This window comes from Acinetobacter sp. YZS-X1-1 (assembly GCF_000804305.1).
GTDB classification, from domain to species: Bacteria; Pseudomonadota; Gammaproteobacteria; order Pseudomonadales; family Moraxellaceae; genus Acinetobacter; species Acinetobacter variabilis.
The window spans coordinates 84,579-109,534 of record NZ_JWHB01000003.1; the positions used below are offsets into that span (position 1 = coordinate 84,579).

The window sequence follows — 24,956 nt, forward strand, 5'->3', positions numbered from 1 at the left end:
CTCCTTGATTCTTTGTAATTCTGATTTTCAACTTTACTAATTGTTTTATGACCACGACGACCTTGTCTATGTGCCTGTTTTTGTGTGTCTATGCTGCTGAATTTCCCTCCTGTCGATGTACTGCGTTAACACAAAAATCGGCAATCTGTTTGACAAAGTGATCCTTGTAGTTCTGATCAAACATCACATTACGGGACGGATTCAAAGGTTCAATCACGACAAAGGTCATGGCACCCACCACGCCCAAAGCTGCCGTATTTAAATCTTCAAACTCGAACTCTCCATTCACCTTTCCTTCGGCCAGGATTTCCTTAATGCTTTGTTTAAGCAGCTGTTTACTGCGAAAACGCTCATGTTCCATTTCCGGATCAACCGGTTCAAACATAAGTGAATACGCCAACTGGGGGCTATTCATGGCACGTTTCACAAAAGTTGTAACAGATTTTTGCAATTTTAGTTTTGGCGATAAATCCGACCCGGCAATGGAAACAAGAATTCCAACTTCATGCTGAATCGCTGCCGACAAAACCTCAATCAAAATCTGGCTTTTGTTTTCAAAATATCGATATACCAGCCCTGTAGAAACGCCTGCGCGTTCTGCAATCGCCTGAATCGACGCCTCTTTAAAGCCCCCTTGAGTAATCAGTTCACGAGCAGACTGTAAAATCGACAAACGATTTTGTTCCATTCGTTCCTGCATCAGTGATGATCTTTTATAACTCATAATCTTATTCTCAACCAGATAAAATGAATTGTAAATCATTTTGTGAATATAGGTTCACTTTTTTAATTTTTCGTTGTATGTTAAAAAACAAGCACAACAAAAATGCTTTTGGACACAACAAATATAATCTCAGGATGGATGAAGAATGAATTTACAAAGCTTAGATTTCGGTTTGGATGAAACTCTTATTGCGCTTCGTGATTCAGTGGCCGCATTTTGCGCCAAGGAAATTGCCCCAATTGCCCAGCAAGTTGACCGTGACAATGAATTCCCGGCTCACCTCTGGAAAAAATTTGGTGATATGGGCCTACTTGGTTTAACGGTCAGTGAGGAATATGGCGGTACCAATCTGGGGTATCTGGCCCATATTATTGCCATGCAAGAAATTTCCCGTGCTTCAGCATCCATTGGTTTGTCCTATGGCGCCCATTCTAACCTATGTGTAAACCAAATTAAGCGAAATGGTAATGAAGAACAAAAACAGCGTTACCTGCCAAAACTGATTTCTGGCGAATATGTTGGTGCATTAGCAATGTCTGAGCCGAATGCCGGATCAGATGTGGTCAGCATGAAACTGAAAGCTGAAGATAAAGGTGATCATTATCTACTCAACGGTTCCAAGATGTGGATCACCAACGGCGGCGATGCTGATGTACTTGTGGTCTATGCCAAAACCGATTTACAAGCTGGCGCTAAAGGCATGACCGCCTTCCTGGTTGAGAAAAATATGCCAGGTTTTAGTCACGGCACTCATTTAGACAAACTGGGTATGCGTGGTTCCAATACCTATCCCCTGTTTTTTGACAATGTCGAAGTTCCGAAAGAAAACGTGCTTGGCGGTGTCGGCAATGGAACTAAAGTGCTGATGAGTGGTCTGGACTACGAACGTGCGGTTCTCAGTGCTGGTCCATTGGGTATTATGGATGCCTGCATGGATACAGTGATTCCTTATATTCATGACCGTAAACAGTTTGGTCAGGCACTCGGTGAATTCCAGTTGATGCAAGGCAAAATTGCTGACATGTACTCTACCTGGCTGGCATGTAAGGCACTGGTGTATGCCGTTGGTGCTGAATGTGACAAAGCCGAACATAGCCGTAGCCTGCGTAAAGACGCTGCCAGTGCCATTTTATATGCCGCTGAAAAAGCCACCTGGATGGCAGGCGAAACTATTCAGACCCTAGGTGGTAACGGTTATATCAATGAATTTGCTGCAGGCCGTTTATGGCGCGATGCCAAACTCTATGAAATTGGTGCCGGAACTTCCGAAATCCGCCGCATGCTCATTGGCCGTGAGCTCTTCAACGAAACAGCCTAAACCTGAACACTTAGAATAAAACAAGGATGTTCGTCATGAATCAGTTACAGAGCAAAATCAATATACGTAGTGAAGAGTTTAAGACCAACCAGGCTGCCATGCTGCAACTGGTCGATGACCTGAAACAGAAAGTAGAAAAAATTGCCTTGGGTGGTGGAGAAAATGCCCGCCAGAAACATCTGGATCGCGGCAAATTACTGCCGCGTGAACGGATTAATCATTTAATTGATCCAGGCACAGCTTTTCTGGAAATTGGTCAACTGGCTGCCTATCAGGTTTATCAGGATGATGTTCCTGCAGCAGGTGTAGTCGCGGGTGTGGGTCAGGTCAATGGTGTGACCTGCATGATCGTGGCCAATGATGCCACAGTCAAAGGCGGTACTTATTATCCCCTTACGGTGAAAAAGCATTTACGTGCCCAAGAAATTGCCGAACAGAATCATTTGCCATGTATTTATCTGGTCGATTCTGGCGGTGCTTATCTGCCTTTACAGGATGAAGTATTCCCGGATCGTGATCACTTTGGCCGTATTTTTTACAATCAGGCACGTATGTCGAGTCTAGGTATTGCCCAGATTGCTGTAGTGATGGGTAGCTGTACAGCCGGTGGTGCTTATGTGCCAGCGATGTCAGATGAAACCATTATTGTGCGCAATCAGGGTACGATTTTCTTGGGTGGCCCTCCTCTGGTAAAAGCAGCTACCGGTGAAGTGGTTTCTAGTGAGGATCTCGGTGGCGGTGATGTACATACCCGTTTATCTGGAGTTGCCGATCATCTGGCAGAAAATGATGAACACGCAATTGCCATTGCCCGCAACATTGTGGCGAACCTGAACAAAAAGCCAAATAAAACTGCAGATGAAATCGAAGCACCGCGTTTTGATAGTTCAGAGCTGTATGGCATTGTGCCAAGCGATGCCCGTAAACCATTTGATATCCGTGAAGTGATTGCGCGTATTGTCGATGGCTCACGTTTTGACGAATTCAAGGCACGTTTCGGGACTACCCTAGTGACTGGCTTTGCCAAGCTCTATGGAATGCCAGTTGGAATTATTGCCAACAATGGGATTTTATTCTCTGAGTCTGCGCAAAAAGGCGCACATTTTATTGAACTCTGTACCCAGCGCAATATTCCGCTGATCTTCCTGCAAAACATCACCGGCTTTATGGTGGGTCGTCAGTATGAGAATGAAGGTATTGCCAAAAATGGTGCCAAGCTGGTGATGGCCGTCGCGACAGCCAATGTGCCTAAACTGACTTTAGTGATTGGCGGCTCTTTTGGCGCCGGTAACTATGGCATGTGTGGTCGTGCTTACTCGCCACGCTTTATGTGGACCTGGCCAAACTCGCGTATTTCGGTGATGGGCGGTGAACAGGCTTCTAGCGTATTGTCAACTTTGAAACGCGATCAGATTGAGCAAAAAGGTGGAACCTGGTCAGCTGAAGAAGAAGACCAGTTTAAACAGCCAATTCGTGACCAATATGAACGCCAAGGCCATCCTTATTATGCTTCTGCGCGTTTATGGGATGACGGTGTCATTGATCCAGCGCAATCGCGCGAAGTCCTGGCCCTAAGTCTGGCTGCAGCGATGAATGCACCAATCCAGCCAACCAAATTCGGCGTGTTCCGCATGTAAGAGGTGACAAAAATGGACTATCAATTTTTACAGCTCGAGCAGCAGAATCAGGTAGCAACAGTCTGGATTAATCGTGCTGAATTGCACAATGCGTTTAACACCCAAGTCATTGAAGAGCTACATGCTTGCTTCCAGTCTTTAAATCAGCGTGATGATATACGCGTGGTGATTCTGGCAGGCCGAGGCAAAAGCTTCTCTGCAGGTGCAGACTTGAACTGGATGAAACAGGCCGGTCAGGCCTCACAGGCAGATAATGAAGCCGATGCTTTAAAACTAGCAAAAATGTTGCAAAGTCTGGCGACATTAAAACAACCCACCATTGCCCGTGTCCATGGTATTGCTTTTGGCGGCGGTATGGGTCTGGCATCCGCTTGTGATATCTGTATTGCCAGCACCGAAGCCAAGTTTGCAACTTCCGAAGTCCGTTTAGGTCTAGCACCTTCAACGATTAGCCCTTATGTGATTCGCGCGATTGGCGCCCGTCAGGCGTCACGTTATTTCCTGACTGCTGAGCGAATTTCAGCTGAACAGGCGAAAACCATTGGTCTGGCACATGAAGTGACTGCACCAGAACAGCTCGACAGCAAAATTGATGAGATTGTGGAAGCGCTCTTACTCGGTGGACCAGCAGCGCAAAACGCTTCAAAACAGCTGATTCAACTGGTTGATCAGCAAGTTCTGACTGAAGATCTGCTGCTTAAAACCGCACAGCATATTGCCCATGTTCGCCAGGGAGATGAGGCGAAAAATGGACTGAATGCATTTTTAAACAAACAAAGCCCGGCCTGGATCAAGACCACGGCATAACAACAAGAAGGATCGTAGGATGTTTGAAAAGATTTTAATTGCCAACCGTGGTGAAATTGCCTGTCGTGTAATTCGTACAGCGAAAAAGTTAGGCATCGCTACTGTTGCCGTATATTCCGATGCCGATGCACAGGCACAGCATGTCAAACTGGCAGATGAAGCCATCCATATTGGTGAATCGCCTGCTGCACAAAGTTATTTACAGATTGAACGTATTATTCAGGCAGCTAAAACTACCGGTGCTCAGGCCATTCATCCAGGTTATGGTTTCCTGTCTGAAAATGACCAGTTTGCCCTGGCCTGTCAGGACAACAATATTGTCTTTATTGGTCCGCCAGTGGATGCAATCTTAGCAATGGGTCTGAAAGCGACCTCTAAAGCACTGATGGAAAAAGCCGGTGTACCGTTAACTCCAGGCTATCATGGTACCAATCAGGATGCGGATTTCCTGAAACAGCAGGCAGACAGTATTGGCTATCCGGTACTGATCAAGGCTAGTGCTGGTGGTGGCGGTAAAGGCATGCGTCTGGTCGAGCGTAGTGAAGATTTCCTCAGTTCACTCGCTTCATGTAAAAGCGAAGCACGTTCCAGCTTCGGCAATGAAGATGTGCTGATTGAACGCTATGTCGTGCAGCCACGTCATATTGAAGTTCAGGTCTTTGGTGATACACATGGCAATTATGTGCATCTGTTTGAACGTGATTGCTCCGTGCAGCGTCGTCACCAGAAAGTTCTGGAAGAAGCACCAGCACCTAAAATGCCAGAAGACAAACTTGAAGCGATGCGCCAAGCCGCGATTGATGCTGCACGTGCCGTGAATTATGTTGGTGCGGGTACAGTCGAGTTCATCGTTGAACAAGATGGTACTGCCTACTTCATGGAAATGAATACCCGTCTACAGGTTGAGCATCCAGTCACTGAAATGATCACCGGTCAGGATCTGGTGGAATGGCAGCTACGTGTCGCGTTCGGTGAGCCTTTACCGAAACAGCAACATGAATTACAGATACACGGTCATGCGCTCGAAGCACGTGTCTATGCTGAAGAACCAGAAAAAGGTTTTATTCCTGCCATCGGTCAGATCAGCTATTTGCACTATCCAGAACAAAATGACAGCGTGCGTGTGGATAGTGGCATTGTCGAAGGTGATGAAATCAGCACCTATTATGATCCGATGATTGCCAAACTGATTGTTTGGGGCAAAAACCGTGAAGCGGCTTTAACCCAGATGCATCACGCCTTGGGTCAGTTCCATGTCGATGGACTCGGGAATAACATCGCTTTTCTTGATCGCTTAGTATTATGTGACTCATTTAAAAATGCCCATCTCGATACTGGCCTGATTCAACGCGAAGAAGAGTTCCTACTCAAACCATCTGCTGATATCAGCGCAGAATTAGTGGTCAGTGCCGCCTTGGTTGAACTGTTATCTCGTCTGGCTCAAAACCCGACGAGCAATAATCCTGTCTGGCAGCAAAAAGCATTTTGGCGTCTGAATCAGCAAAATAGCTACACAATCAAATTACAATGTAATGACGTTTTACGTGTGGTGAGCTTTAAAGCGCTAGAAAATAGCTTCCTGGCAAACCATGAAGGCCAGACACTCAATATCCAAGGTGAACTGCTCGATCAACACCTACTCCAGTTAAATCTTGCAGGTCAACAGCAGAAACTGGCATTTAGTCAGACTGAACATGGCATTACCCTGTTCCAGAATGGGCAAAGTTACAAGTTTACTTATCTGAAGTCTGATTTTAATGGCCAGGATGAACAAAGCACTGAAAACAATCTGACTGCACCAATGCCAGGTGTGATTACTCAGGTTCTGGTTGCGGCAAATGACAAAGTGAAAAAAGACGATGTACTGCTGACTTTGGAAGCAATGAAGATCGAATATACCATTCGCGCTCCGCATGATGGCATTATCGCAAACTCATACTTTCAAAAAGGTGACCAGGTTAAAGCTGGCGATGAACTGGTAGAGTTCCAGCCTCTAGCGGAGGAAGTTGCATGACAGATTTCGTTAAAATCGTAGAAGTCGGGCCACGCGATGGTCTGCAAAACGAAAAAACACCTTTAACACTAGATGACCGCAAAAACCTGATTCTGGATTTGATGAAAACAGGTTTACAGGCAATTGAAGTCGGTTCCTGTGTTTCAGCCAAATGGGTCCCACAGATGGCAGATAGCGATGTGCTATTTGCCAGCTTGCCTAAAGATCCGAATATCCAGTTCAGTTTACTGACGCCAAATATGAAAGGTTTTGAATCAGCGCTGGCTGTGGGTTGTAAAGAAGTTGCGGTATTTACCGCAGCTTCTGAAAGCTTTACTCGTAAGAACATCAACTGCTCTATTGATGAAAGCTTTAAAAAGTTTGCAGATGTGATGGCAGCTGCCAAAGCTAATGATGTCAAGGTTCGTGGCTATGTCTCTTGTATGGTGGACTGCCCTTATGAAGGTGCAATTGATCCGAAGCAGGTCGTAAAAGTTACGCAGCGCTTACTAGATATGGGCTGCTATGAAGTATCACTGGGTGAAACCATTGGTACGGCAACTCCAGATCGCGTGAAGAACGTCTGGGATGCCTGTCTTTCAGAAATTGATAGTAAAGCGCTGGCTGGCCATTTTCATAATACCTATGGCATGGCCATCGCTAATATTTACCAGTCACTATTACAAGGTATTCGGGTATTTGACTCCTCTATTGCCGGCCTCGGTGGCTGTCCTTATGCCAAAGGTGCTTCCGGCAATGTTTCAACTGAAGACCTGTATTACCTGCTCTCCAAGATGGGCTTTGAAACCGGTATTCAACTGGATACTCTGATGCAGACCAGCCGTAATATCAGTGAGGGTCTACAACGCAATAATCCCTCCAATTATGCCAATGCCTATTGGCAAAAAGCCTGTGCTTAAAAACTTGAAATAGCCGGACACTCTATAAGTCCTCATGGATAGAAATCAGCAGATCTTTAGATAAAAGAGATCTGCAAGAGAAGAATAAATCGAGGTAAAAATGTCAAATAAAGTGTATGACAGTGCAAAAGCCGCTTTAGACGGCGTGGTCCAGGATGGACATACTCTTGCAGTTGGCGGTTTTGGACTCTGTGGTATTCCAGAAGCCCTCATTGCAGCTTTAAAAGAAACCGGTGCCAAAAATCTGACCTGTATTTCCAATAATGCCGGTGTCGATGGCTTTGGCTTGGGACTATTGCTGGAAACCAAACAGATCAAAAAAATGATCTCTTCCTATGTGGGCGAGAACAAGGAATTTGAACGCCAATACTTAAGCGGTGAACTCGAAGTAGAATTGACTCCACAAGGCACGTTAGCGGAAAAATTACGTGCCGGTGGTGCAGGTATTCCCGCTTTCTATACCGCGACCGGTGTTGGAACCGTTATTGCTGAAGGTAAAGATGTCCGTGAGTTTAATGGCAAGTCTTATATTCTGGAAGAATCCTTAACTGCTGATGTAGCTTTGGTTAAAGCTTATAAGGCCGATAAAGCCGGTAACCTGATTTTCCGTAAAACTGCCCAGAACTTCAATCCGGTCTGTGCCATGGCTGGTAAAGTGACCATTGCTGAAGTCGAAGAAATTGTCGAGATCAGTGCCCTTGATCCAGATGAAATTCATCTTCCGGGCATTTATGTGAACCGGATTGTACTCAATACCCAACCGGAAAAACGGATTGAACAGATGACTTTAAAGGCGGAGGCTTGATCATGGCTTGGACACGTAATGAAATGGCGCAGCGCGCCGCACAGGAACTTGAAGACGGTTTCTATGTGAATCTAGGTATTGGTCTGCCAACCTTAGTTGCGAATTATATTCCAGAGAATATTAATGTCTGGCTACAGTCTGAGAATGGCCTGTTGGGTATTGGAGAATTTCCAACGGCAGATACTGTGGATGCCGACCTGATCAATGCTGGCAAACAGACCGTGACTGCCCGCAAAGGTGCATCTTTCTTTTCCAGTGCCGATTCCTTTGCCATGATCCGTGGCGGTCATGTCAATATCGCTATTCTGGGGGCTATGGAAGTCTCAGAAAATGGTGATCTGGCCAACTGGATGATTCCGGGCAAGAAGGTCAAAGGCATGGGTGGTGCCATGGATCTGGTTGCAGGCGTACAGAAAGTTGTGGTGCTGATGGAACACTGCGCTAAAGATGGTACGCCTAAAATTGTTTCACAATGTAGTCTTCCGCTTACTGGCCAGGCTGTAGTGAACCGGATTATTACTGACTTAGGTGTATTGGATGTCACACCTGAAGGTATTCAACTTGTAGAACTGGCACCCGATGTCAGTTTTGATGAAATTCAGAAAGTCACCGGTGTGCCTTTACTCCGTAAAGCAGCCTGATTGTTCCCAACCCTTAAAATGAAAATTTTTAAGGGTTTCTTTTTGGCTGAAGAAAGCCACTTCTTAATAACAAATGCAGAATAAATGGATTTTAATCATGCAAACTCAACAAAATATCTTGCAGCGCTTTGCCATGCGCGTCAGCGACTGGTCTGAAAAATGGTTTCCGGACTCTTATATCTTTGCCCTACTCGGTGTTATCATCGTTGCGATTGCCGCGATTGGCATTGGTGCACCGGCACAAGACATCGCGATTTCATTTGGTGACGGATTCTGGAGTCTGATTCCCTTTACCTTACAGATGTGTATGCTGATCGTGGTCGGTTATGTAGTTTCGGTTTCCAAACCGATGCAATTATTGATTCAGAAAATGGCGCGCATTCCTCATTCTGAACGTGGAGCTATCGTTCTCGTCGCCACAGTTAGCCTACTGATTTCCCTGATTAACTGGGCGATGAGTACAGTGCTAACTGCTCTTCTGGTGATTGCACTGGCGCAGCGTAAAGAGCTGAACATGGATTATCGTGCGGCTGCCGCAGCAGCGATTATCGGGATGGGCGCAACCTGGGCGCTCGGTATCAGCTCTTCTGCCGCACAATTACAGGCCAACAAATCCAGCCTGCCAGAACCTCTGTATAATCTGACTGGTGTGATTCCATTTACTGAAACGATTTTCCTGCCGCAATCCATGATTATGACAGCAGTCTTGATCATCGCCTCGATTGCCATTGCCTACTGGTCTGCGCCCAAAGGCAATCATATTAAAACCATTGATCACTTCCCGATCCAGATTGAAGAAGAAAAGACTGAAACCGTGATCCATAAACGGCCAGGTGACTGGCTTGAAAACTCGCCAATCTTAAGTATTCTGATTGTGGTTCTGGGTCTGGTCTGGATGTTTAACGAGTTTTCCAAGAGCAATCCGATTCTGGCAATCTCCAGCTTAAACACTTATAACTTTATCTTTCTGATTTTAGGTGTAGCTTTACATGGTACACCACGTAATTTTCTCAATGCCGTATCCAAAGCTATGCCGGCCATTTCAGGGGTGCTGATCCAGTTTCCGCTTTATGGCAGTATTGCCTTTATGATGACCAATGCCCTGAATTCTGCTGATCTTTCCCTGTCACATTATATCGCCGAATTCTTCGTGTCGATTGCGTCGCAGGAAACCTTTGCCATCGTTATGGGAATTTATTCTGCGATTCTAGGCTTCTTCATTCCTTCTGGTGGAGGAAAATGGATTATTGAAGCGCCTTATGTGATGCAGGCCGCACATGACCTGAAAGTACATCTGGGCTGGTCTGTCCAGATCTATAATGCAGCCGAAGCCTTACCCAATCTGATCAATCCTTTCTTTATGCTCCCCATGCTGGGAATCTTGAAATTAAAGGCTAAAGATGTAATTGGCTTTACAGTGACACAACTGGTCTTTCATCTTCCGTTGGTACTGTTCTTACTCTGGTTCCTGGGAAGAACTTTGACTTATACCCCACCTGTCTTCTCTTAATTCATAATAAATAAAAAAGGACGAATCATTCGTCCTTTTTTATGATGAAAGAATTATTTAGCTGGCTTTCTTTTCAACTACGCCTTCATTATCTACAGTATGGACACGATCATCTTCGGTACTCATAACTTCAAAAGTTACACGACGGTTTTGATACTGACCGTTCGAAGTCGCATTCGATTGAGCAGGCTGATTCGCCGCCATACCTACTGGTTGTAACTGCGCCGGGTTCACCCCTTTCTGCACCAGATAATTCACAATGGCTTGAGCACGTTTTAAAGATAGCTCCTGATTTTGAGTGCTGCTGCCTTCCGTATCAGTATGGCCCATCACGATTAGACGTACATCTTTGGCATATTGTAATAAAGCTGCGGTCTGATCCAGCAAGCTTTTATTCACTTCAGGAATTTCGGTGGAACCTGTCGCGAAATGAATAATTTGCAGGTTTAAGGCAGTTGCAACATCTAACGCCTCAATATTTTCCATCTGAAGTTCGTCTAAAGCTTTTTTAGCCTCGGTATTGGCTGTATTGATCGCCTCATCCATATCAACTGGTTTTTGGGTCACAACTTCTACATTTTTAGCCAGACCACGAATCTGACCCGCCAGACGCTGTGCATCTGCACTGTTCGCTGCCTGTACAGACACCTGATTACCTGCCCAAGTCAAAGTCACATTTGACATGCCTTGCAGTAATTTCAATACGGATGGAATTGTATCCTGATCAATAAATTCTGAGTGGTAATTTTCATTGGCTACTGCGCCACAGCCAATACTGTAATTAAAGATCTGTTTAATTTCATTTTGCAGAATTTGCATATATTTCGGATCATTCATCTGTACCTGACAGTTGACAATTTCACCTTGGCTACCGGTGCTGATTTTTAAAATTGCAGGGTTCGTTGCAGCAGCTTCGCTTACCGCCTGAGCATTTCGTAATTCATCCGGATCATCATCACGCAGGCATCCACGGAAGAAGAATAAGATAATTGCAGCAATAATCACGAGGAGAATAAATGGCCAGAACACTACTGCTTTTTTCTCTTCAGTCAGTTCCGGCTCTGCCTCCGGTTCGGAAGCCCGACCCGGTGCGCGGTTCAGGTTTTGTCCCGCCAGCGGAGATACACCTAAAGATGCCATTATAGGACCGGCCCATACTGGTAATGCCCGTTGAATCGAGTCTGCATGGGTATCTAACAAATGGCCTACCGCTTCAGCAGTGGGTGCACCCGCTTCTGCCTGCAAGAAGTTCATGGTTGGAACAATTGCCCGGTTCAGGGTCTGTTCAATTTCATCTTGAGGTGCAGTTGAATCTAACTGAGCCAGGAATTGTTGTTTTAGGGTCGGATTATTATTAAATAATTCATCAATCTTGGGATTAAGTTGCTGCCCCAGACTTTCAATCCAGGCCGGTCTTGCACGAAGAATACTTAACAATACAGGATAGAATTGGGCTAAGGACTGATCCTTGACAAATAGATGTTCTGTTTCACCTTGCAGCACAATGGCGGTCACATCACTCTTTAAACGTTCAATTAAATCTGTATTCATCAAGATCACCATTATTCTGATTTATAATGTTTAATATTTAATCAGTGTAGCGACCCACCCTCTTTGGAATGTTAATAATTGTACTGATATCATAAAGTTTCACTGTTTATGTATGGCTAACTTTTCTAGTATTTTGATTAAGATATAAAAAAGTCAGCCGAAGCTGACTTTTTGTAAACGCGAAATGTAAGTGTTATGCAGCAATAAAAGTTTGCAGCACTTTACCTTTCACTTTTTGATTGAGCAGTGGTGTATTTTTACCTTGAGAAACGATCGTTTCTTTGCTCAACGTCCATTCCTGTTCTGGATCAACCAGTACCCAACCAGCTTCTGCCTTCCAGCGATTAAACATGTTAGCGACTTTCGCGGGAGCAACTGTGACTTTCTCCACCCATTCTAACGACGTAAAGAAACCTTCATTCACCAGTTGGATACCGAACGGTACGTAGGTATCAAAAGCGGTAAAACCAGGCTGTGTCTCTGCGAACGGTGCCATTTTGGCAGAGCTGCTTAGTGGTTCATGATGGGTACAGATCGCATCAATCACACCAGATTTTACGCCCTGACGCAGTAATTCTTTGTCAGATTCAGAACGTAATGGCGGACGCACATGTGCAAGAGAGTTAAAGCCATCAATCAGATGGTCAGTCAGATGTAATTGATGCATTGCGACATCACAAGTGACTGGCAAGCCTTTTTCTTTGGCAATACGGATCAGTTCTACTGATGCACCACAAGATAACAAACCGAAATGAGCGCGTACTTTAGTCGCTTCAATCATGAGCAGGTATTTGGCAATGGCCACAGTTTCAGCTAATGCCGGAATCATTGGCAAACCTTGGCGTGAAGCAATAAAGCCTTCATGCACACAGCCATCTTTGGCAATTTGCGGCTCTTCTGCATAGAACACTACAGTCAGGTTTAAGCCCGCTGCGTATTCAAGTGTACGCAATACCACATCATCATTGGCAAACGGCGCACTGGCATTAGAAACCGCAGTACATCCGCCCTTTTTCAAACCTGCCATATTGGCCGGTTGCTGACCTTGCAGACCTTGAGTTTGCGCACCGATCACCTGTAAATAAATACCACCATCCAGCATGGCTTTTTCAACCAGACCATGAATCAGCGCACCATTATCCTGCACAATCGGTTTGGAATCTGGCGGGGTAAATACATGCAGAATACCGTTTTCACGTGCAGCCTTACCTTCAGACTTTAAAGTTCCGTGTTGCTGCTGACCCGGTTCACGTAAACGTGCGCATAGATCCACCATGGTTGGCATCAGCCATTTGCCCTGTCCATCAATGGTTTCAGATACGTTAGCAGTCTCTGCAACACGTTTACCATTTTCCAGATAAACCGTTTCGACTGAATCAGTGTTTTGGATTGGGTCAAGAACACGGACATTTTCAATTTTTACAATAGACATGACTTATTCCTTATACCGCAATCGCTTCAATCAAACCCTGTTCCTGTAACTGACCCTGCATCGCAAGAGCCAGTACCGCCATACGTACTGCAATCCCGTTAGTAACCTGTTTCAGAATCACGGATTGCGGACCGTCTGCAATACTGGAATCAATTTCCACACCACGGTTCATTGGTCCTGGATGCATCACGATACAATCCGGCTTGGCCATGGCGAGACGTTCTTTATTCAGGCCATACATTTTGTAGAATTCAGCCTGAGAAGACAGCGCTGGCGAATCAATACGCTCGTTTTGAATACGTAAGGTAATGATTACATCACAGTCTTTGATGCCATCTTCCATTTTATTAAACAGGCGTACATCTTCACTGTAGTCATCAAAACCGTATGGCAACAACGTATTCGGTGCAATCACGCGAATATCTTTACAGCCTAAGGTTTGCAGTGACGCCACATCTGAACGTGCTACACGCGAATGCTTGATATCGCCAATAATCGCAATCGACATATCTTCGAATTTTTTATTGGTCTCGCGGCGAATGGTCAGCATATCCAGCATCGCTTGAGTTGGATGGGCATGACGGCCATCGCCTGCATTAATAATGGCGACATTTGGACAGACATCTTTGGCAATAAAGTGTGCTGCACCTGAAGATGAATGACGTACCACGAAAATATCTGCCGCCATAGCTTCAAGATTCCACAAGGTATCACGTAAAGTTTCACCTTTAGAGGTACTTGAACGGGCAATATCGATATTCAGCACGTTGGCAGACAGACGTTTGGCCGCTGCCTCAAAAGTAGTACGCGTTCGGGTAGAATTTTCAAAAAATAAGTTCATCACCGTTTTGCCTTCGAGCAAATTATTGGTGATCAGCTGATTTTGGTCATTAAAAAAGGACAACGCAGTGTCCAGTATTTTTGTAAGAGTTTCTTTAGAAAGACCTTCGATGGTCAGGAAATGTTTAAGATTACCTGCTTTGTTGAGTTGAATCTGGCTCGGTGTATGCAATGCCGCCAAGTGCATGAGAGATTCCTTATACGTTAAGTCAACGTATTATACAGAGATTAGCGAATCTTTATAGTTGATAAAGAGCTCAGTTGTACAAAAACCATCTCAGTAATAAGAATGGAAATTTAAATTCCCATGCATTTTTTCAATAAGATAATTTAACCTGTTTATCTATATGCTTGTTTTTTCATTTAAACATGAGTGCTTCAGTCTGGAGCATCCACACCCAATCCCCCCAATTAGCGCAATGCGCCAATATAATGATGTGAAACCTGTGCGCGATAGATATCTTCTTCACTTGGTTCTACAGAAATCAGTTCCTTTTCCGCCTGTTCTTCAGCCTGCAGTTCTGAAAATGACGATAAATCCAGAGTGGTTTTTAAGCGGTTGACCAGATGTAAAAGCTCAGGATCTTCAGTCTGCTCTGCCAGCCCAATCACATGCTTTGCATAGTGGATATTTTCTGCAAGATACATGGCATCAATTACTCGTCCAGTTACTCGTCTTAAACGTGCGTAGATCAAGGTAGCGATTGAAAATGCCTCATTCCTGCGTAATTGAAGATCCAACATCTAAGCCCCTCCGAAATAATAATTAAGAATAAAGATGAAGCTGTAATGATTCCCCTCAGCATTACAGCTTGATTGATATTAGATAAAGCAATAAACGTACCAAAATTAATAAATAAGTTATGTGAGTTATAAATTGATATGAATGAAAACTGATCTACCCCGGAGCAATATTAGGTCAGCGTCTTTTTTGTTTTAGATTCGATCTTCGTCTGGCTAATCAATTCTTAATCTCGATCACTTGACATAAGTGACCCAATTTTAGCTTTTACTTTTAGAGTAATGCTGATGCCATGAGGTGCATATGAACAACCCTGCATCAGATCCATCACATCATTAATCCGATTATTTATCTTTCTAAATTACACATACAACATGGTCGCAATTGAAGAGCTAGATTGCGAATTAGTTTTAATACCTACTAGATATCCGTCTGTAAAATAAAAGATTTAATTAAAAATCCACCTTATTGGTATTGTGTAGTCTTACATATCTCGTAAATTTTCAGTTTGCTTTTTAAGTCAACATTTAGCGCTTTTTAGGATAAATAACACTAGGCTGCATGTGCTCGAATTTAAAAAATTTCCAAAGCTTTAACAGGCAAAATACGCTAAACTGAGCGCAGTTTTTTATTTATTCTTTTCCGGTCTCTCTATTTTATGAATACCTCTTCACGTTTAAGCAATTATTGGGTCACCTGTGCCGATGGTCTGGAAACCTTATTAGAAGAAGAAATCAAAGGTTTAGGTGTTCAGGATATTGAACGTTTCCCAGGTCGTCTGACCTTCAAAGGCACGCTTGAAAATGCTTACCGCATCTGTATGTGGTCTCGTCTGGCTTCTCGTGTCCTGATGCCAATTCATACGCATGAAATCGAATTCTCCCACGATGCGCGTGATGTTGCAGAAGAGCTTTATGAAGGTGCGATGAGCTTCGACTGGTCACTGATTTTTGCACCACAAAGCACCTTCGCAATTCGTCTGCATGTTGAACGTGATATTAAGGTCAACACCCAGTTTGCAACTCTACGTGCCAAAGATGGCGTCGTCGATTCCTTTATGGAAGCTGTGGGCAAGCGTCCAAGTATTGATACCAGACAGCCAGAAATCACCATGTATATTCTGGCTGGTAAAAAAGCTCATACCTACTGCCTGGACCTTTCTGGTGATTCGCTGCATAAACGTGGCTATCGTCGCTTTATGACTGAAGCACCAATCAAGGAAAACCTGGCAGCAGCGATCCTGCAAAAAGGTGGCCTGAAAGACATCAACCCGGATATCGTGGTTGATCCTATGTGTGGTTCAGGTACCTTTATTATTGAATCTTTAATGATTCTGACTGATCGTGCACCAGGCCTGGTACGTCGTTTCGGCTTTAACGGCTGGAATGGTCATGACCATGAACTGTGGATGGGTATTAAAGCCGAAGCTGCTGAACGTCATAAAGCTGCGCTGGAAAATCCATTACCAAAATTTTATGCCTTCGATGCTGACTGGGAAGCGGTAAAAGCCACTAAACAGAATATTATTGCTGCAGGTTTTGAATCAGCCCTCGACCAGATCAAGATCGAAGAGCGTACTTTAAATGATTGGCCAGATTTCCAGGCGGAAAGCAAAAAAGTCTTCTTCGTCACCAACCCGCCGTACGGTGAGCGTCTGGGTGATAAGGCATCTAACCGTGCCTTGTATCTGGGTCTGTCTAATCTGCTACAAAAGAATTTCCCGAATCAGAAAGCGGCAGTCATTGCTGCTCAGGTGGAACAGGCCGATGTCTTAGCGTTCAATGATCCACAAATTCTGCGTTTGATGAACGGTAAACTGCCAATCTATATCCGTTTCGGTACTATAAAACCGGCAGCAGTCACACGTCCATTCCTGGAAAGCTGGCAGCCACAACAATTCGAGCCGATCGAAGGTGCGATGGAATTTGCTAACCGTCTGACCAAGAATATGCAAACTCTGAAAAAATGGGCAGTAAAAGAAAATATTCACTGTCTGCGTTTGTATGATGCTGACCTACCGGACTTTAACGTAGCCGTTGACCTGTACGGTGAACGTCTGCATGTTCAGGAATATGCACCACCGAAAAAGATTGATCCTGAAAAAGCCAAAAAACGTTTTAACCTAGCTTTGCAAGCAATTCGTGCCGTGACTGGTTTGGGCCGTGATGCGATCTTTATCAAGACCCGTGCCCGTCAGGAAGGTAAAAACCAGTACACCAAGCAAAGTACCGCGTCTAAACGTTTTATCGTACAGGAAGGCCAAGCCAAGATTCTGGTCAACCTGACCGACTATCTGGATACCGGTCTGTTCCTGGATCACCGTCAGATGCGTTTGCGTATTGCTAAAGAAGCCAAAGGTAAGCACTTCCTGAATCTGTACAGCTACACCTCTACCGCGAGCTTACATGCAGCTTTAGGTGGTGCAGCGAGTACTACCAGCGTGGATTTGTCTAATACTTATTTGAACTGGTCAAAAGAGAACTTTGTTCTAAACGGCCTGACTGTAGACCATGCCGATCAACAACATCAATTCTTTGCATCTGACTGTTTTGAATGGCTGAAAGAAGGTCATGAACAATATGACCTGATCTTTATCGATCCACCGACATTCTCTAACTCGAAAAAATTCTACGGGACTTTCGACGTTCAGCGTGACCACGTCTCTTTATTGAAACGTGCCATGAACCGTTTAACCACTGACGGTACGTTGTATTTCTCGAACAACTACCGTGGTTTCGAAATGGATGAAATGATTGAAGGTTTATATGACGTGGAAGAAATCACGCATGAAACCATTGGTCCAGACTTCAAGCGTAACCAGAAAATTCACCGTGCCTGGAAAATTACTCATCCAAAAATGTAAGGTGTGAATATAAGATAAAGAAAAACCCAGCCTAGGCTGGGTTTTTTTGTTGCGAGGAGAACTTCTATTAGCTGAGTTTCATTTTTTCAAAGACCAGTTCGCCGCTTTCACCACGAACGACGATGGTATCACCAGGGCCAAACTCACCTGCCAGGATGCTTTGTGCCAAGCCATTTTCAATACGTTGCTGGATCGCACGTTTTAATGGACGCGCACCATACAACGGATCGAAACCAGCTTCGATTAACTGATCGAAAGCACTGTCATCCACAGACAGACGCATATCGCGTTCTGCCAGACGTTGACGCAAGCGGTTCAACTGGATATCGGCAATACCACGAATCTGGTCTTTTTCCAGCGCATGGAACACCACCAGCTCATCAATACGGTTGATAAATTCCGGACGGAAATGTTCTGATACCGCATTCATCACCACTGTACGGACTTCTTCACGAGTTGCTTTATCGCCCAGTTCACGGACATCCTGTGAACCCAGGTTCGAAGTCATCACAATCACGGTATTTTTAAAGTCCACCACACGGCCTTGCGAGTCGGTCAGACGGCCGTCATCCAGCACTTGCAGCAGAATGTTAAATACATCCGGATGCGCTTTTTCGACCTCATCGAATAACACCACGCTATATGGTTTACGGCGCACCGCTTCAGTCAGCACACCACCTTCTTCATAACCGACATAGCCCGGAGGTGCACCGACCAAGCGGCTCACCGAATGTTTTTCCATAAATTCGGACATGTCGATTCGGATCATGGCATCGTCACTGTCGAACAGGAAGTTCGCCAAGGCTTTGGTCAATTCTGTTTTACCTACACCTGTTGGGCCCAAGAACAGGAATGAACCACTTGGACGGTTTGGATCTGACAAGCCGGCACGTGAACGACGTACAGCATTCGATACAGCTACTACGGCTTCTTCCTGACCAACAACACGGTTATGCAGGAATTCTTCCATATGCAGCAGTTTGTCACGCTCACCTTGCAGCATTTTCGCTACCGGAATACCGGTCGCAGCACTGACTACTTCAGCGATCTCATTGTCAGTGACTTTGTCACGTAGCAGTTTTGGTGCTTCGCTTTCTTCAGCCCCTTCAATGCGTTCCAGCTGTTTTTGCAGCTCCGGAATTACACCATACTGATAACGTGCTGCTTCAGCCAGATCACCTTCACGCTGGGCTTTTTCCAGAGCAATGCGAGCCTGATCCAGTTTCACCTGAATGTCTTTGTTGCCTGCTACCAGCGCTTTATCGGCACGCCAGATTTCTTCCAGTTCGCTGTACTCTTTCTCTACAGTGGCAATCTGCTCTTCCAAGTGTTTCACTTCACCCTGCGCACCAGAATCTGCATCTTTTTTCACCGCTTCAAGCTGCATCTTCAGCTGAATCAGACGGCGTTCGAGTTTATCCAGTGCTTCAGGTTTAGAATCCAGCTCCATTTTGATACGGGATGCTGCTTCATCAATCAGGTCAATGGCTTTATCCGGCAATTGACGGTCAGTGATGTAACGATGTGACATTTTCGCCGCAGCAATAATTGCTGAGTCCAGAATCTGCACACCATGGTGAGTCGCATAACGGTCTTTCAGACCACGCAGGATCGCAATGGTGTCTTCCACGCTTGGCTCATCCACCAGCACTTTCTGGAAACGACGCTCTAAGGCTGCATCTTTTTCAATGTACTGACGGTATTCATCCAGAGTCGTTGCACCGACACAGCGTAATTCACCGCGCGCTAATGCAGGTTTCAGCATGTTACCCGCATCCATAGCACCATCACCTTTACCGGCACCGACCAATGTATGCAGCTCGTCAATGAACAGGATGATTTCGCCTTCATGTTTAGCCAGATCTTTCAGAACAGCTTTTAGACGTTCCTCGAACTCACCACGATATTTGGCACCAGCTAACAATGAACCCAAGTCCAATGACAGAACGCGTTTGCCTTTCAGTCCTTCTGGAACTTCACCATTGACAATACGTTGTGCCAGACCTTCGACAATCGCAGTTTTACCGACACCTGGCTCACCGATCAGTACCGGGTTGTTTTTGGTACGGCGTGACAGCACCTGAATCGTACGACGGATTTCATCATCACGACCAATCACCGGGTCAAGTTTGCCTGCCATGGCACGTTCAGTTAAATCAATCGTATATTTATTCAGTGAGTCCCGTTGATCTTCATGATTATTGCTCATGACTTTTTCATCGCCTCGAATTTGATTAATAACCTGTCGTAAAGTTTCTGTTTTTACGCCAACACTGTTTAATAAGGTTTTGGTGGCACCCGTTTCTGCAAGTGCCAGTAATACCCAGTCAGTGGACAGGAACTCATCTCCTGCTTTCTGTGCATAACTGTCCGCAAGATGCAGGGCTTTGGCTGCTTCCTGACTGATATTGATATCGGCAGAGGGATTACCGAGCGTAGCTACATTATTTAGCGCAGTTTGTACTTTGCTTTGCAGTTCACGCAGGTTCGCTCCTGCCTGTTGCAGCAAGCTCACATTCGATGCTTCTTCCATCAAGGTGGACAAGATGTGAATCCCTTCAATGGCAGCATGATCCTTGCTCATTGCCAGAGATTGCGCATCGGAAAGGGTTTGCTGTAAGCGATTAGTAAATTTCTCAAAACGCATTCTTGTTATTCCTCACAACAAATTTTCTACTTGATAAATATATGGGTGCTGGAAATAAAATTTCAAATAATTTTTTTATTTATTTTTCAAAAACTTAATTTAATAATGGACAGAGTTATCAGTATTAATATTGGTATTCCAGGAAAATATTTCAAGTGAGCGAAAGTAGAATTTTTAAAGTGAAGATCAATAATTAATATCTGATTTAATTGACTCTGCTATTTTTCGGCTGGGTAGAAAATAGAGAAAGACTTTTAGTGCGGTTGCAAGCGTCCTAGTAATCGCAATACTGCACTCAAACCATGTTCTGTTTGTATCAAGGATCTTGGCGTTTGCTCATCCAAAAGCTTGTTAGGCGAATTGATAAACTGGCGCATCCAGCTCAAGTCTCCACCAGTCAGACTAAATAATGCCTGATAGATATTGATTAAAATTATTGCTCTTTTACCTGCGGTAGTATCTGGTTCTAATTCTTTTTGATTTATGATTGACGATAATTCTGCTTTAGATAGATCCAGAACTAATGCAAGCTCAAATTCTTGCAATTGCAACTGTTCAGCGAGATTGAATATTGCTATAGCTAATACTTGGGATTTAGAAATATCCGTTTCATTATTCATTTTTGTCAAATTCTATTGATGAATCTTGTTTTGATTATGCTGCCTTTATCCTTTTCTTGCTATATTGTTTGTCATTAAATCTGATCCTTTATTGAAACAATAAATACCCTCACTTGGAGGGCATTTAAAGAGAACAATTAAACGATTATGGTGCCGGATTGGGCTGCTGACGGTGAATCACTTCAATGCCCTGCAAGACTTCTTCAGACAGATTCACGTCAAACGCCTGAATGTTTTCTTTGAGCTGATCCAGATTGGTCGCACCGATAATGGTACTGGTCACGAAGAACTGCTGTTTAATGAAAGCCAGTGACAACTGGGTTAATGTCAGGCCATGCTGCTCAGCCAGTTGTGCATATTGCTCGACGGCCCACTCGCTTTCCGGATTGCTATAACGGCTAAAACGAGAGAATAAAGTCACACGTGCATTGGCTGGACGTGCACCATTGCGGAATTTACCAGTCAGATAACCAAATGCCAGCGGTGAATAAGCCAACAAACCCACACCTTCATATTTGGCAATTTCCGACATGCCAATTTCATAAGTACGATTCAGTAGGCTATATGGATTTTGCACGCTAACAAATTTGGACAGTCCCAGTTTCTCTGCCAGATGCAGGAACTTCATGGTGCCCCAAGGGGTTTCATTCGACAGGCCAATATAACGGATACGACCCTTCTTAATTTCGTCATGCAAAGCCGTCAGGGTTTCTTCCAGATTCGTTACGGCACGATCATCTGCAGCTTCTGCATTGCCATAACCCAGCTTGCCAAAGAAATTAGTCGCACGCTGTGGCCAGTGCAATTGGTACAGATCGATATAATCAGTTTGCAAACGTGACAATGAATTATCAATTGCTGATGCAATTTCCGAAGCCACGAACTTAGTCTGACCATCACGGATATGGCTCCCACCTTGTGACGGACCCGCAATTTTCGAAGCTAAAAACAGTTTGTCACGACCACCGCGTGAAGCAATCCAGTTACCAATAATGCGTTCAGTTGCACCCTGCGTTTCTGCCTTAGGTGGCACTGGATACATTTCTGCGGTATCCCAGAAATATAAACCTTGATCCAAGGCATAGTCTAATTGCTGAAAAGCCTCTTCCTGAGTATTTTGCTCACCAAAAGTCATGGTGCCCAAACAGATTTCTGGCAATAAGATTCCCGTATCCGCCAATGGTCTGAATTGCATAAAAATGTCCTTTAAGTTTATCTGTTATTTATCAAGAGCAAGTGTGCTATAGCCTATCGGAATTATAAGACGGACTTAAATCATCTTTTCTAACAAGCTTGTGCCAATTTGTTATGTTCTAAATCAGGCTGAAATTTTTAAACAGGAATAAAAAAAGCAAACCCGAAGATTTGCTTTTTATCGTGCTTTTGGCTTATTCGTCTTCGAACTCGCCAGCACCCAGTGCTTCAGGTTCTTCCAGCGATGCATCAAAAATCAGAATCGCCTTACCATCGGTTTCAATCATGCCCTGTTCTTCTAGAGTTTTTAGAACACGACCGACCATTTCACGTGAACAGCCTACAATACGGCCGATTTCCTGACGGGTAATACGGATTTGACGACCATTTGGCAAGATCATCGCTTCTGGCTGAGATGACAGGTCAATCAGACAACGCGCAATACGACCAGATACATCAATAAATGCCAGGTCAGTCACTTTACGTGTGGTATTTTTCAGACGGCGAACCAGCTGGGCAAAAACTGCATAGCTAAGGTCTGGATATTGTTTGCTAATTTCATGAAAGTTTTCATAGGTAATTTCAGCAATTTCACAGACATCACGAGTACGCACTTCCGCAGTACGCTGTGGATTTGCTTCGAAAAGACCCATTTCCCCAAAGAAGTCTCCCGCATTTAAATAAGCTACCACAATCTCACGTTCATCATCTTCACGAAGAATGATAGACACAGACCCCTTCAGAATTAAATACAGAGATTTAGATTCTGACCCTGCATCCACGATCGTGGTACGTTTTGGATAGCGATTGATATATGCACGTTTTAATAACGCTTTCACTGATACAGGTAGTTGCCCCGGCGAAAGTGCGTCTGTGCTTAATTGTGAAAAGTTTGAAGTCATGCTTACAGTTCCGAATATGGATAATTTATAGATCGCACAAGACCTAATGTGAACTTGTCACACAGTGGGATTGAAATTCCTTATCAACCCAATTTATGTTAGTGTACAGTTACTTCGTAAATTTATAGCTTTTTTTAGGTAGTTGCAATGCAAACGAGTGTTCATTGGCTAGAGAATGTTGCTTTTGAAGCAAAAACTCAAAGTGGTCACAGTATCATCATGGATGGTTCACCTGAATATGGCGGTGAAAACCGTGGTCCTCGCCCAATGGAACTGATTTTAACCGGTCTGGGCGGTTGTGCTTCTTTTGACATTGTGACAATTTTAAAGAAAGCACGTCAGGAAATTACTGATGTTCGCTGTGAATTAAAAGCAGAACGCGCCGATACAATTCCTGCAGTATTTACCAAAATCCATCTACACTTTGTGGTCAGCGGTAAAGGCATCAAAGAGAAACAAGTCGCTAAAGCGGTAGAGCTTTCTGCTGAGAAATACTGCTCTGCCAGCAAAATGCTGTCTGATGGTGGTGTCGAAATCACCCACGATTTTGAAATTGTAGAAGTGGAATGATCCGCTAATTTCATTAAAAAAGCAGTCTTCGTGGCTGCTTTTTTTACGTCATTTTTTGAGTGAAATACTGCTGGTCATCTTCAAAAATCACCAGATTTTCAGGCAGTCTTAAAGCCCCAAGATGATGAGCATACTCAGCCTGTTGCTGTCGGTCACGATAACGCCTGCCTACTGAATAGTCCACACAGAATACATTCTGCTGCTGTCCAAACCATTGCAGGGCATCAATATGCTTAAACAGACCGGATTTTTCTTCGGTGGTTTTAAAGTTTCGCCAATAATGGCCAATCACGACAGGTATCGTATCTGTATAACACTCCCACCATGGCAAACGATCAATCATGCGCCAGCGTCCCCCTGCATAGACTGGACGTTGCGCAATTTTCTCTGCGCCTGAGCTTAAGGTACGAATCGGATTTTGCATCTGGTCGCGTAACTCTTTCTCAGCGATATATTTTAATAAGGGAATGCTAGCTGCTGGATCCTTGAATTGTCCTTGGTATTGCTGCTGTTCACTCTGGATATATTCATCAAAGCCTAACGTCTGCAACTCAAGCTCATTTTTCAGGACAAAATAATCATAAGCCTGTCTGATTGAATTAAAAGGAACAGATTTCAATTGTTGAATTGCCTGCGTATCCCAGCAAGCATGCACAATTCTTAAATGGGGTGCATCTAGAGCCAAAGGCAGGCTGTTTAGAAATTCTAGAATCCATGCACGATCCTGAATTGAAGCCTGAACTGAATCAAAAGTTTTGAGATCATCCTGATGCGGTGAACCAAAAAACCAGCCATTGCCTTCCCGTAGCGTATCGGTTAACAAGTTGATTTCATGATTACCTAGAATGCATTGCGCATTGCCATTTTCTATTAAGGTTTTAACCTGTCTGATGACAGCGATACTGTCTGGTCCACGATCACACAGATCCCCGACAAAAATCAGTTTACGCTGTTCAGAATGACGACCTTGCAGATCGTAGCCCAATACTTCTAACAATTGTTGCAGCGCGTCGATCTCACCATGAATATCGCCAATAATATCCACCGGACCATCAAAAGTCTGCTGTATGAATATCTGATTACTCATGGCTCTACCCTACCCAGGTCAATAAAACCTTTTTTAATATAGCGTTTATACTTTAAATCAATATAACAAGTTCAGAATTATTTTTTAATCATTTCGATTATTCAATCAAATGACAATAGATCAGAAACTTAACTGGAATGTCTTTTCTTCATT

General features: G+C 44.2%; 20 protein-coding genes. 10 read left to right on the forward strand and 10 right to left on the reverse strand.

Translation table 11 applies throughout. The features are described from left to right. Positions 1–88 precede the first annotated feature (88 nt). Positions 89–724, reverse strand: a complete 636-nt coding sequence (locus RJ01_RS02950) for a TetR/AcrR family transcriptional regulator (RefSeq protein ID WP_004782481.1) — start codon at positions 722–724, stop codon at positions 89–91. Between the two features lie 145 nt (positions 725–869). On the opposite strand from RJ01_RS02950, the gene RJ01_RS02955 reads away from it, so the two are divergent. The 8 genes from RJ01_RS02955 (at position 870) to RJ01_RS02990 (ending at position 10,355) form a co-directional block, all read left to right on the forward strand. Next, positions 870–2,042, forward strand: coding sequence for an isovaleryl-CoA dehydrogenase (locus tag RJ01_RS02955; RefSeq protein WP_005235053.1), 1,173 nt, complete (start codon positions 870–872; stop codon positions 2,040–2,042). 35 nt (positions 2,043–2,077) lie between these two features. After that, complete coding sequence (locus RJ01_RS02960) at positions 2,078–3,679, forward strand: carboxyl transferase domain-containing protein (protein ID WP_005235052.1); 1,602 nt, start codon at positions 2,078–2,080, stop codon at positions 3,677–3,679. A 12-nt stretch (positions 3,680–3,691) separates the two neighbouring features. Next, positions 3,692–4,486: an enoyl-CoA hydratase/isomerase family protein gene (locus RJ01_RS02965; RefSeq protein WP_034169999.1), complete on the forward strand. Its 795-nt coding sequence runs from the start codon at positions 3,692–3,694 to the stop codon at positions 4,484–4,486. A gap of 19 nt (positions 4,487–4,505) precedes the next feature. Then, positions 4,506–6,500 carry an acetyl/propionyl/methylcrotonyl-CoA carboxylase subunit alpha gene (locus tag RJ01_RS02970; protein ID WP_034170000.1) on the forward strand — a complete coding sequence of 665 codons (1,995 nt, stop codon included), beginning with the start codon at positions 4,506–4,508 and terminating at the stop codon, positions 6,498–6,500. After that, a complete protein-coding gene (locus RJ01_RS02975) occupies positions 6,497–7,399 on the forward strand; it encodes a hydroxymethylglutaryl-CoA lyase (protein ID WP_034170001.1) in 903 nt (300 codons plus the stop codon). The genes RJ01_RS02970 and RJ01_RS02975 overlap by 4 nt, the downstream gene beginning before the upstream one ends. Before the next feature lie 100 nt (positions 7,400–7,499). Beyond that, entirely contained in the window at positions 7,500–8,204 is a 705-nt protein-coding gene (locus RJ01_RS02980) for a CoA transferase subunit A (protein ID WP_034170002.1), read from the forward strand. 2 nt (positions 8,205–8,206) lie between these two features. Then, positions 8,207–8,845, forward strand: a complete 639-nt coding sequence (locus RJ01_RS02985; protein ID WP_004782495.1) for a CoA transferase subunit B — start codon at positions 8,207–8,209, stop codon at positions 8,843–8,845. Between the two features lie 97 nt (positions 8,846–8,942). Next, positions 8,943–10,355 carry a short-chain fatty acid transporter gene (locus RJ01_RS02990; RefSeq protein WP_034170003.1) on the forward strand — a complete coding sequence of 471 codons (1,413 nt, stop codon included), beginning with the start codon at positions 8,943–8,945 and terminating at the stop codon, positions 10,353–10,355. 57 nt (positions 10,356–10,412) lie between these two features. Here RJ01_RS02990 and RJ01_RS02995 read toward each other — a convergent pair whose 3' ends face one another. From RJ01_RS02995 to RJ01_RS03010, 4 genes are all read right to left on the reverse strand, one after another. Continuing rightward, positions 10,413–11,906: an OmpA family protein gene (locus RJ01_RS02995; RefSeq protein ID WP_034170066.1), complete on the reverse strand. Its 1,494-nt coding sequence runs from the start codon at positions 11,904–11,906 to the stop codon at positions 10,413–10,415. 193 nt (positions 11,907–12,099) lie between these two features. Further along, entirely contained in the window at positions 12,100–13,338 is a 1,239-nt protein-coding gene (locus RJ01_RS03000; RefSeq protein WP_034170004.1) for a dihydroorotase, read from the reverse strand. A 10-nt stretch (positions 13,339–13,348) separates the two neighbouring features. Then, positions 13,349–14,365: an aspartate carbamoyltransferase catalytic subunit gene (locus RJ01_RS03005; protein ID WP_034170005.1), complete on the reverse strand. Its 1,017-nt coding sequence runs from the start codon at positions 14,363–14,365 to the stop codon at positions 13,349–13,351. A 224-nt stretch (positions 14,366–14,589) separates the two neighbouring features. Next, complete coding sequence (locus RJ01_RS03010) at positions 14,590–14,922, reverse strand: hypothetical protein (RefSeq protein WP_034170006.1); 333 nt, start codon at positions 14,920–14,922, stop codon at positions 14,590–14,592. A gap of 656 nt (positions 14,923–15,578) precedes the next feature. Between RJ01_RS03010 and rlmKL the strand changes: the two genes are divergently transcribed. Beyond that, positions 15,579–17,783 carry a bifunctional 23S rRNA (guanine(2069)-N(7))-methyltransferase RlmK/23S rRNA (guanine(2445)-N(2))-methyltransferase RlmL gene (gene rlmKL / locus RJ01_RS03015; protein WP_034170007.1) on the forward strand — a complete coding sequence of 735 codons (2,205 nt, stop codon included), beginning with the start codon at positions 15,579–15,581 and terminating at the stop codon, positions 17,781–17,783. Positions 17,784–17,850: 67 nt separating this feature from the next. Here rlmKL and clpB read toward each other — a convergent pair whose 3' ends face one another. The 4 genes from clpB to crp form a co-directional block, all read right to left on the reverse strand. Beyond that, positions 17,851–20,430 (reverse strand): ATP-dependent chaperone ClpB, encoded by a 2,580-nt coding sequence (clpB, locus tag RJ01_RS03020; RefSeq protein WP_034170008.1) that lies wholly within the window; start codon positions 20,428–20,430, stop codon positions 17,851–17,853. 254 nt (positions 20,431–20,684) lie between these two features. Next, complete coding sequence (locus RJ01_RS03025) at positions 20,685–21,050, reverse strand: MbcA/ParS/Xre antitoxin family protein (RefSeq protein WP_034170009.1); 366 nt, start codon at positions 21,048–21,050, stop codon at positions 20,685–20,687. A 145-nt stretch (positions 21,051–21,195) separates the two neighbouring features. Beyond that, positions 21,196–22,245 (reverse strand): NADP(H)-dependent aldo-keto reductase, encoded by a 1,050-nt coding sequence (locus RJ01_RS03030; RefSeq protein ID WP_005235029.1) that lies wholly within the window; start codon positions 22,243–22,245, stop codon positions 21,196–21,198. Positions 22,246–22,438: 193 nt separating this feature from the next. Continuing rightward, positions 22,439–23,146: a cAMP-activated global transcriptional regulator CRP gene (gene crp / locus RJ01_RS03035; RefSeq protein WP_005235028.1), complete on the reverse strand. Its 708-nt coding sequence runs from the start codon at positions 23,144–23,146 to the stop codon at positions 22,439–22,441. Positions 23,147–23,293: 147 nt separating this feature from the next. On the opposite strand from crp, the gene RJ01_RS03040 reads away from it, so the two are divergent. Beyond that, the gene (locus RJ01_RS03040) at positions 23,294–23,716 is read left to right on the forward strand and encodes an OsmC family protein (RefSeq protein WP_004782528.1); all 423 of its coding nucleotides are present in this window, start codon (positions 23,294–23,296) and stop codon (positions 23,714–23,716) included. Positions 23,717–23,759: 43 nt separating this feature from the next. Here RJ01_RS03040 and RJ01_RS03045 read toward each other — a convergent pair whose 3' ends face one another. After that, complete coding sequence (locus tag RJ01_RS03045; RefSeq protein ID WP_034170010.1) at positions 23,760–24,803, reverse strand: metallophosphoesterase; 1,044 nt, start codon at positions 24,801–24,803, stop codon at positions 23,760–23,762. Positions 24,804–24,956 lie beyond the last annotated feature (153 nt).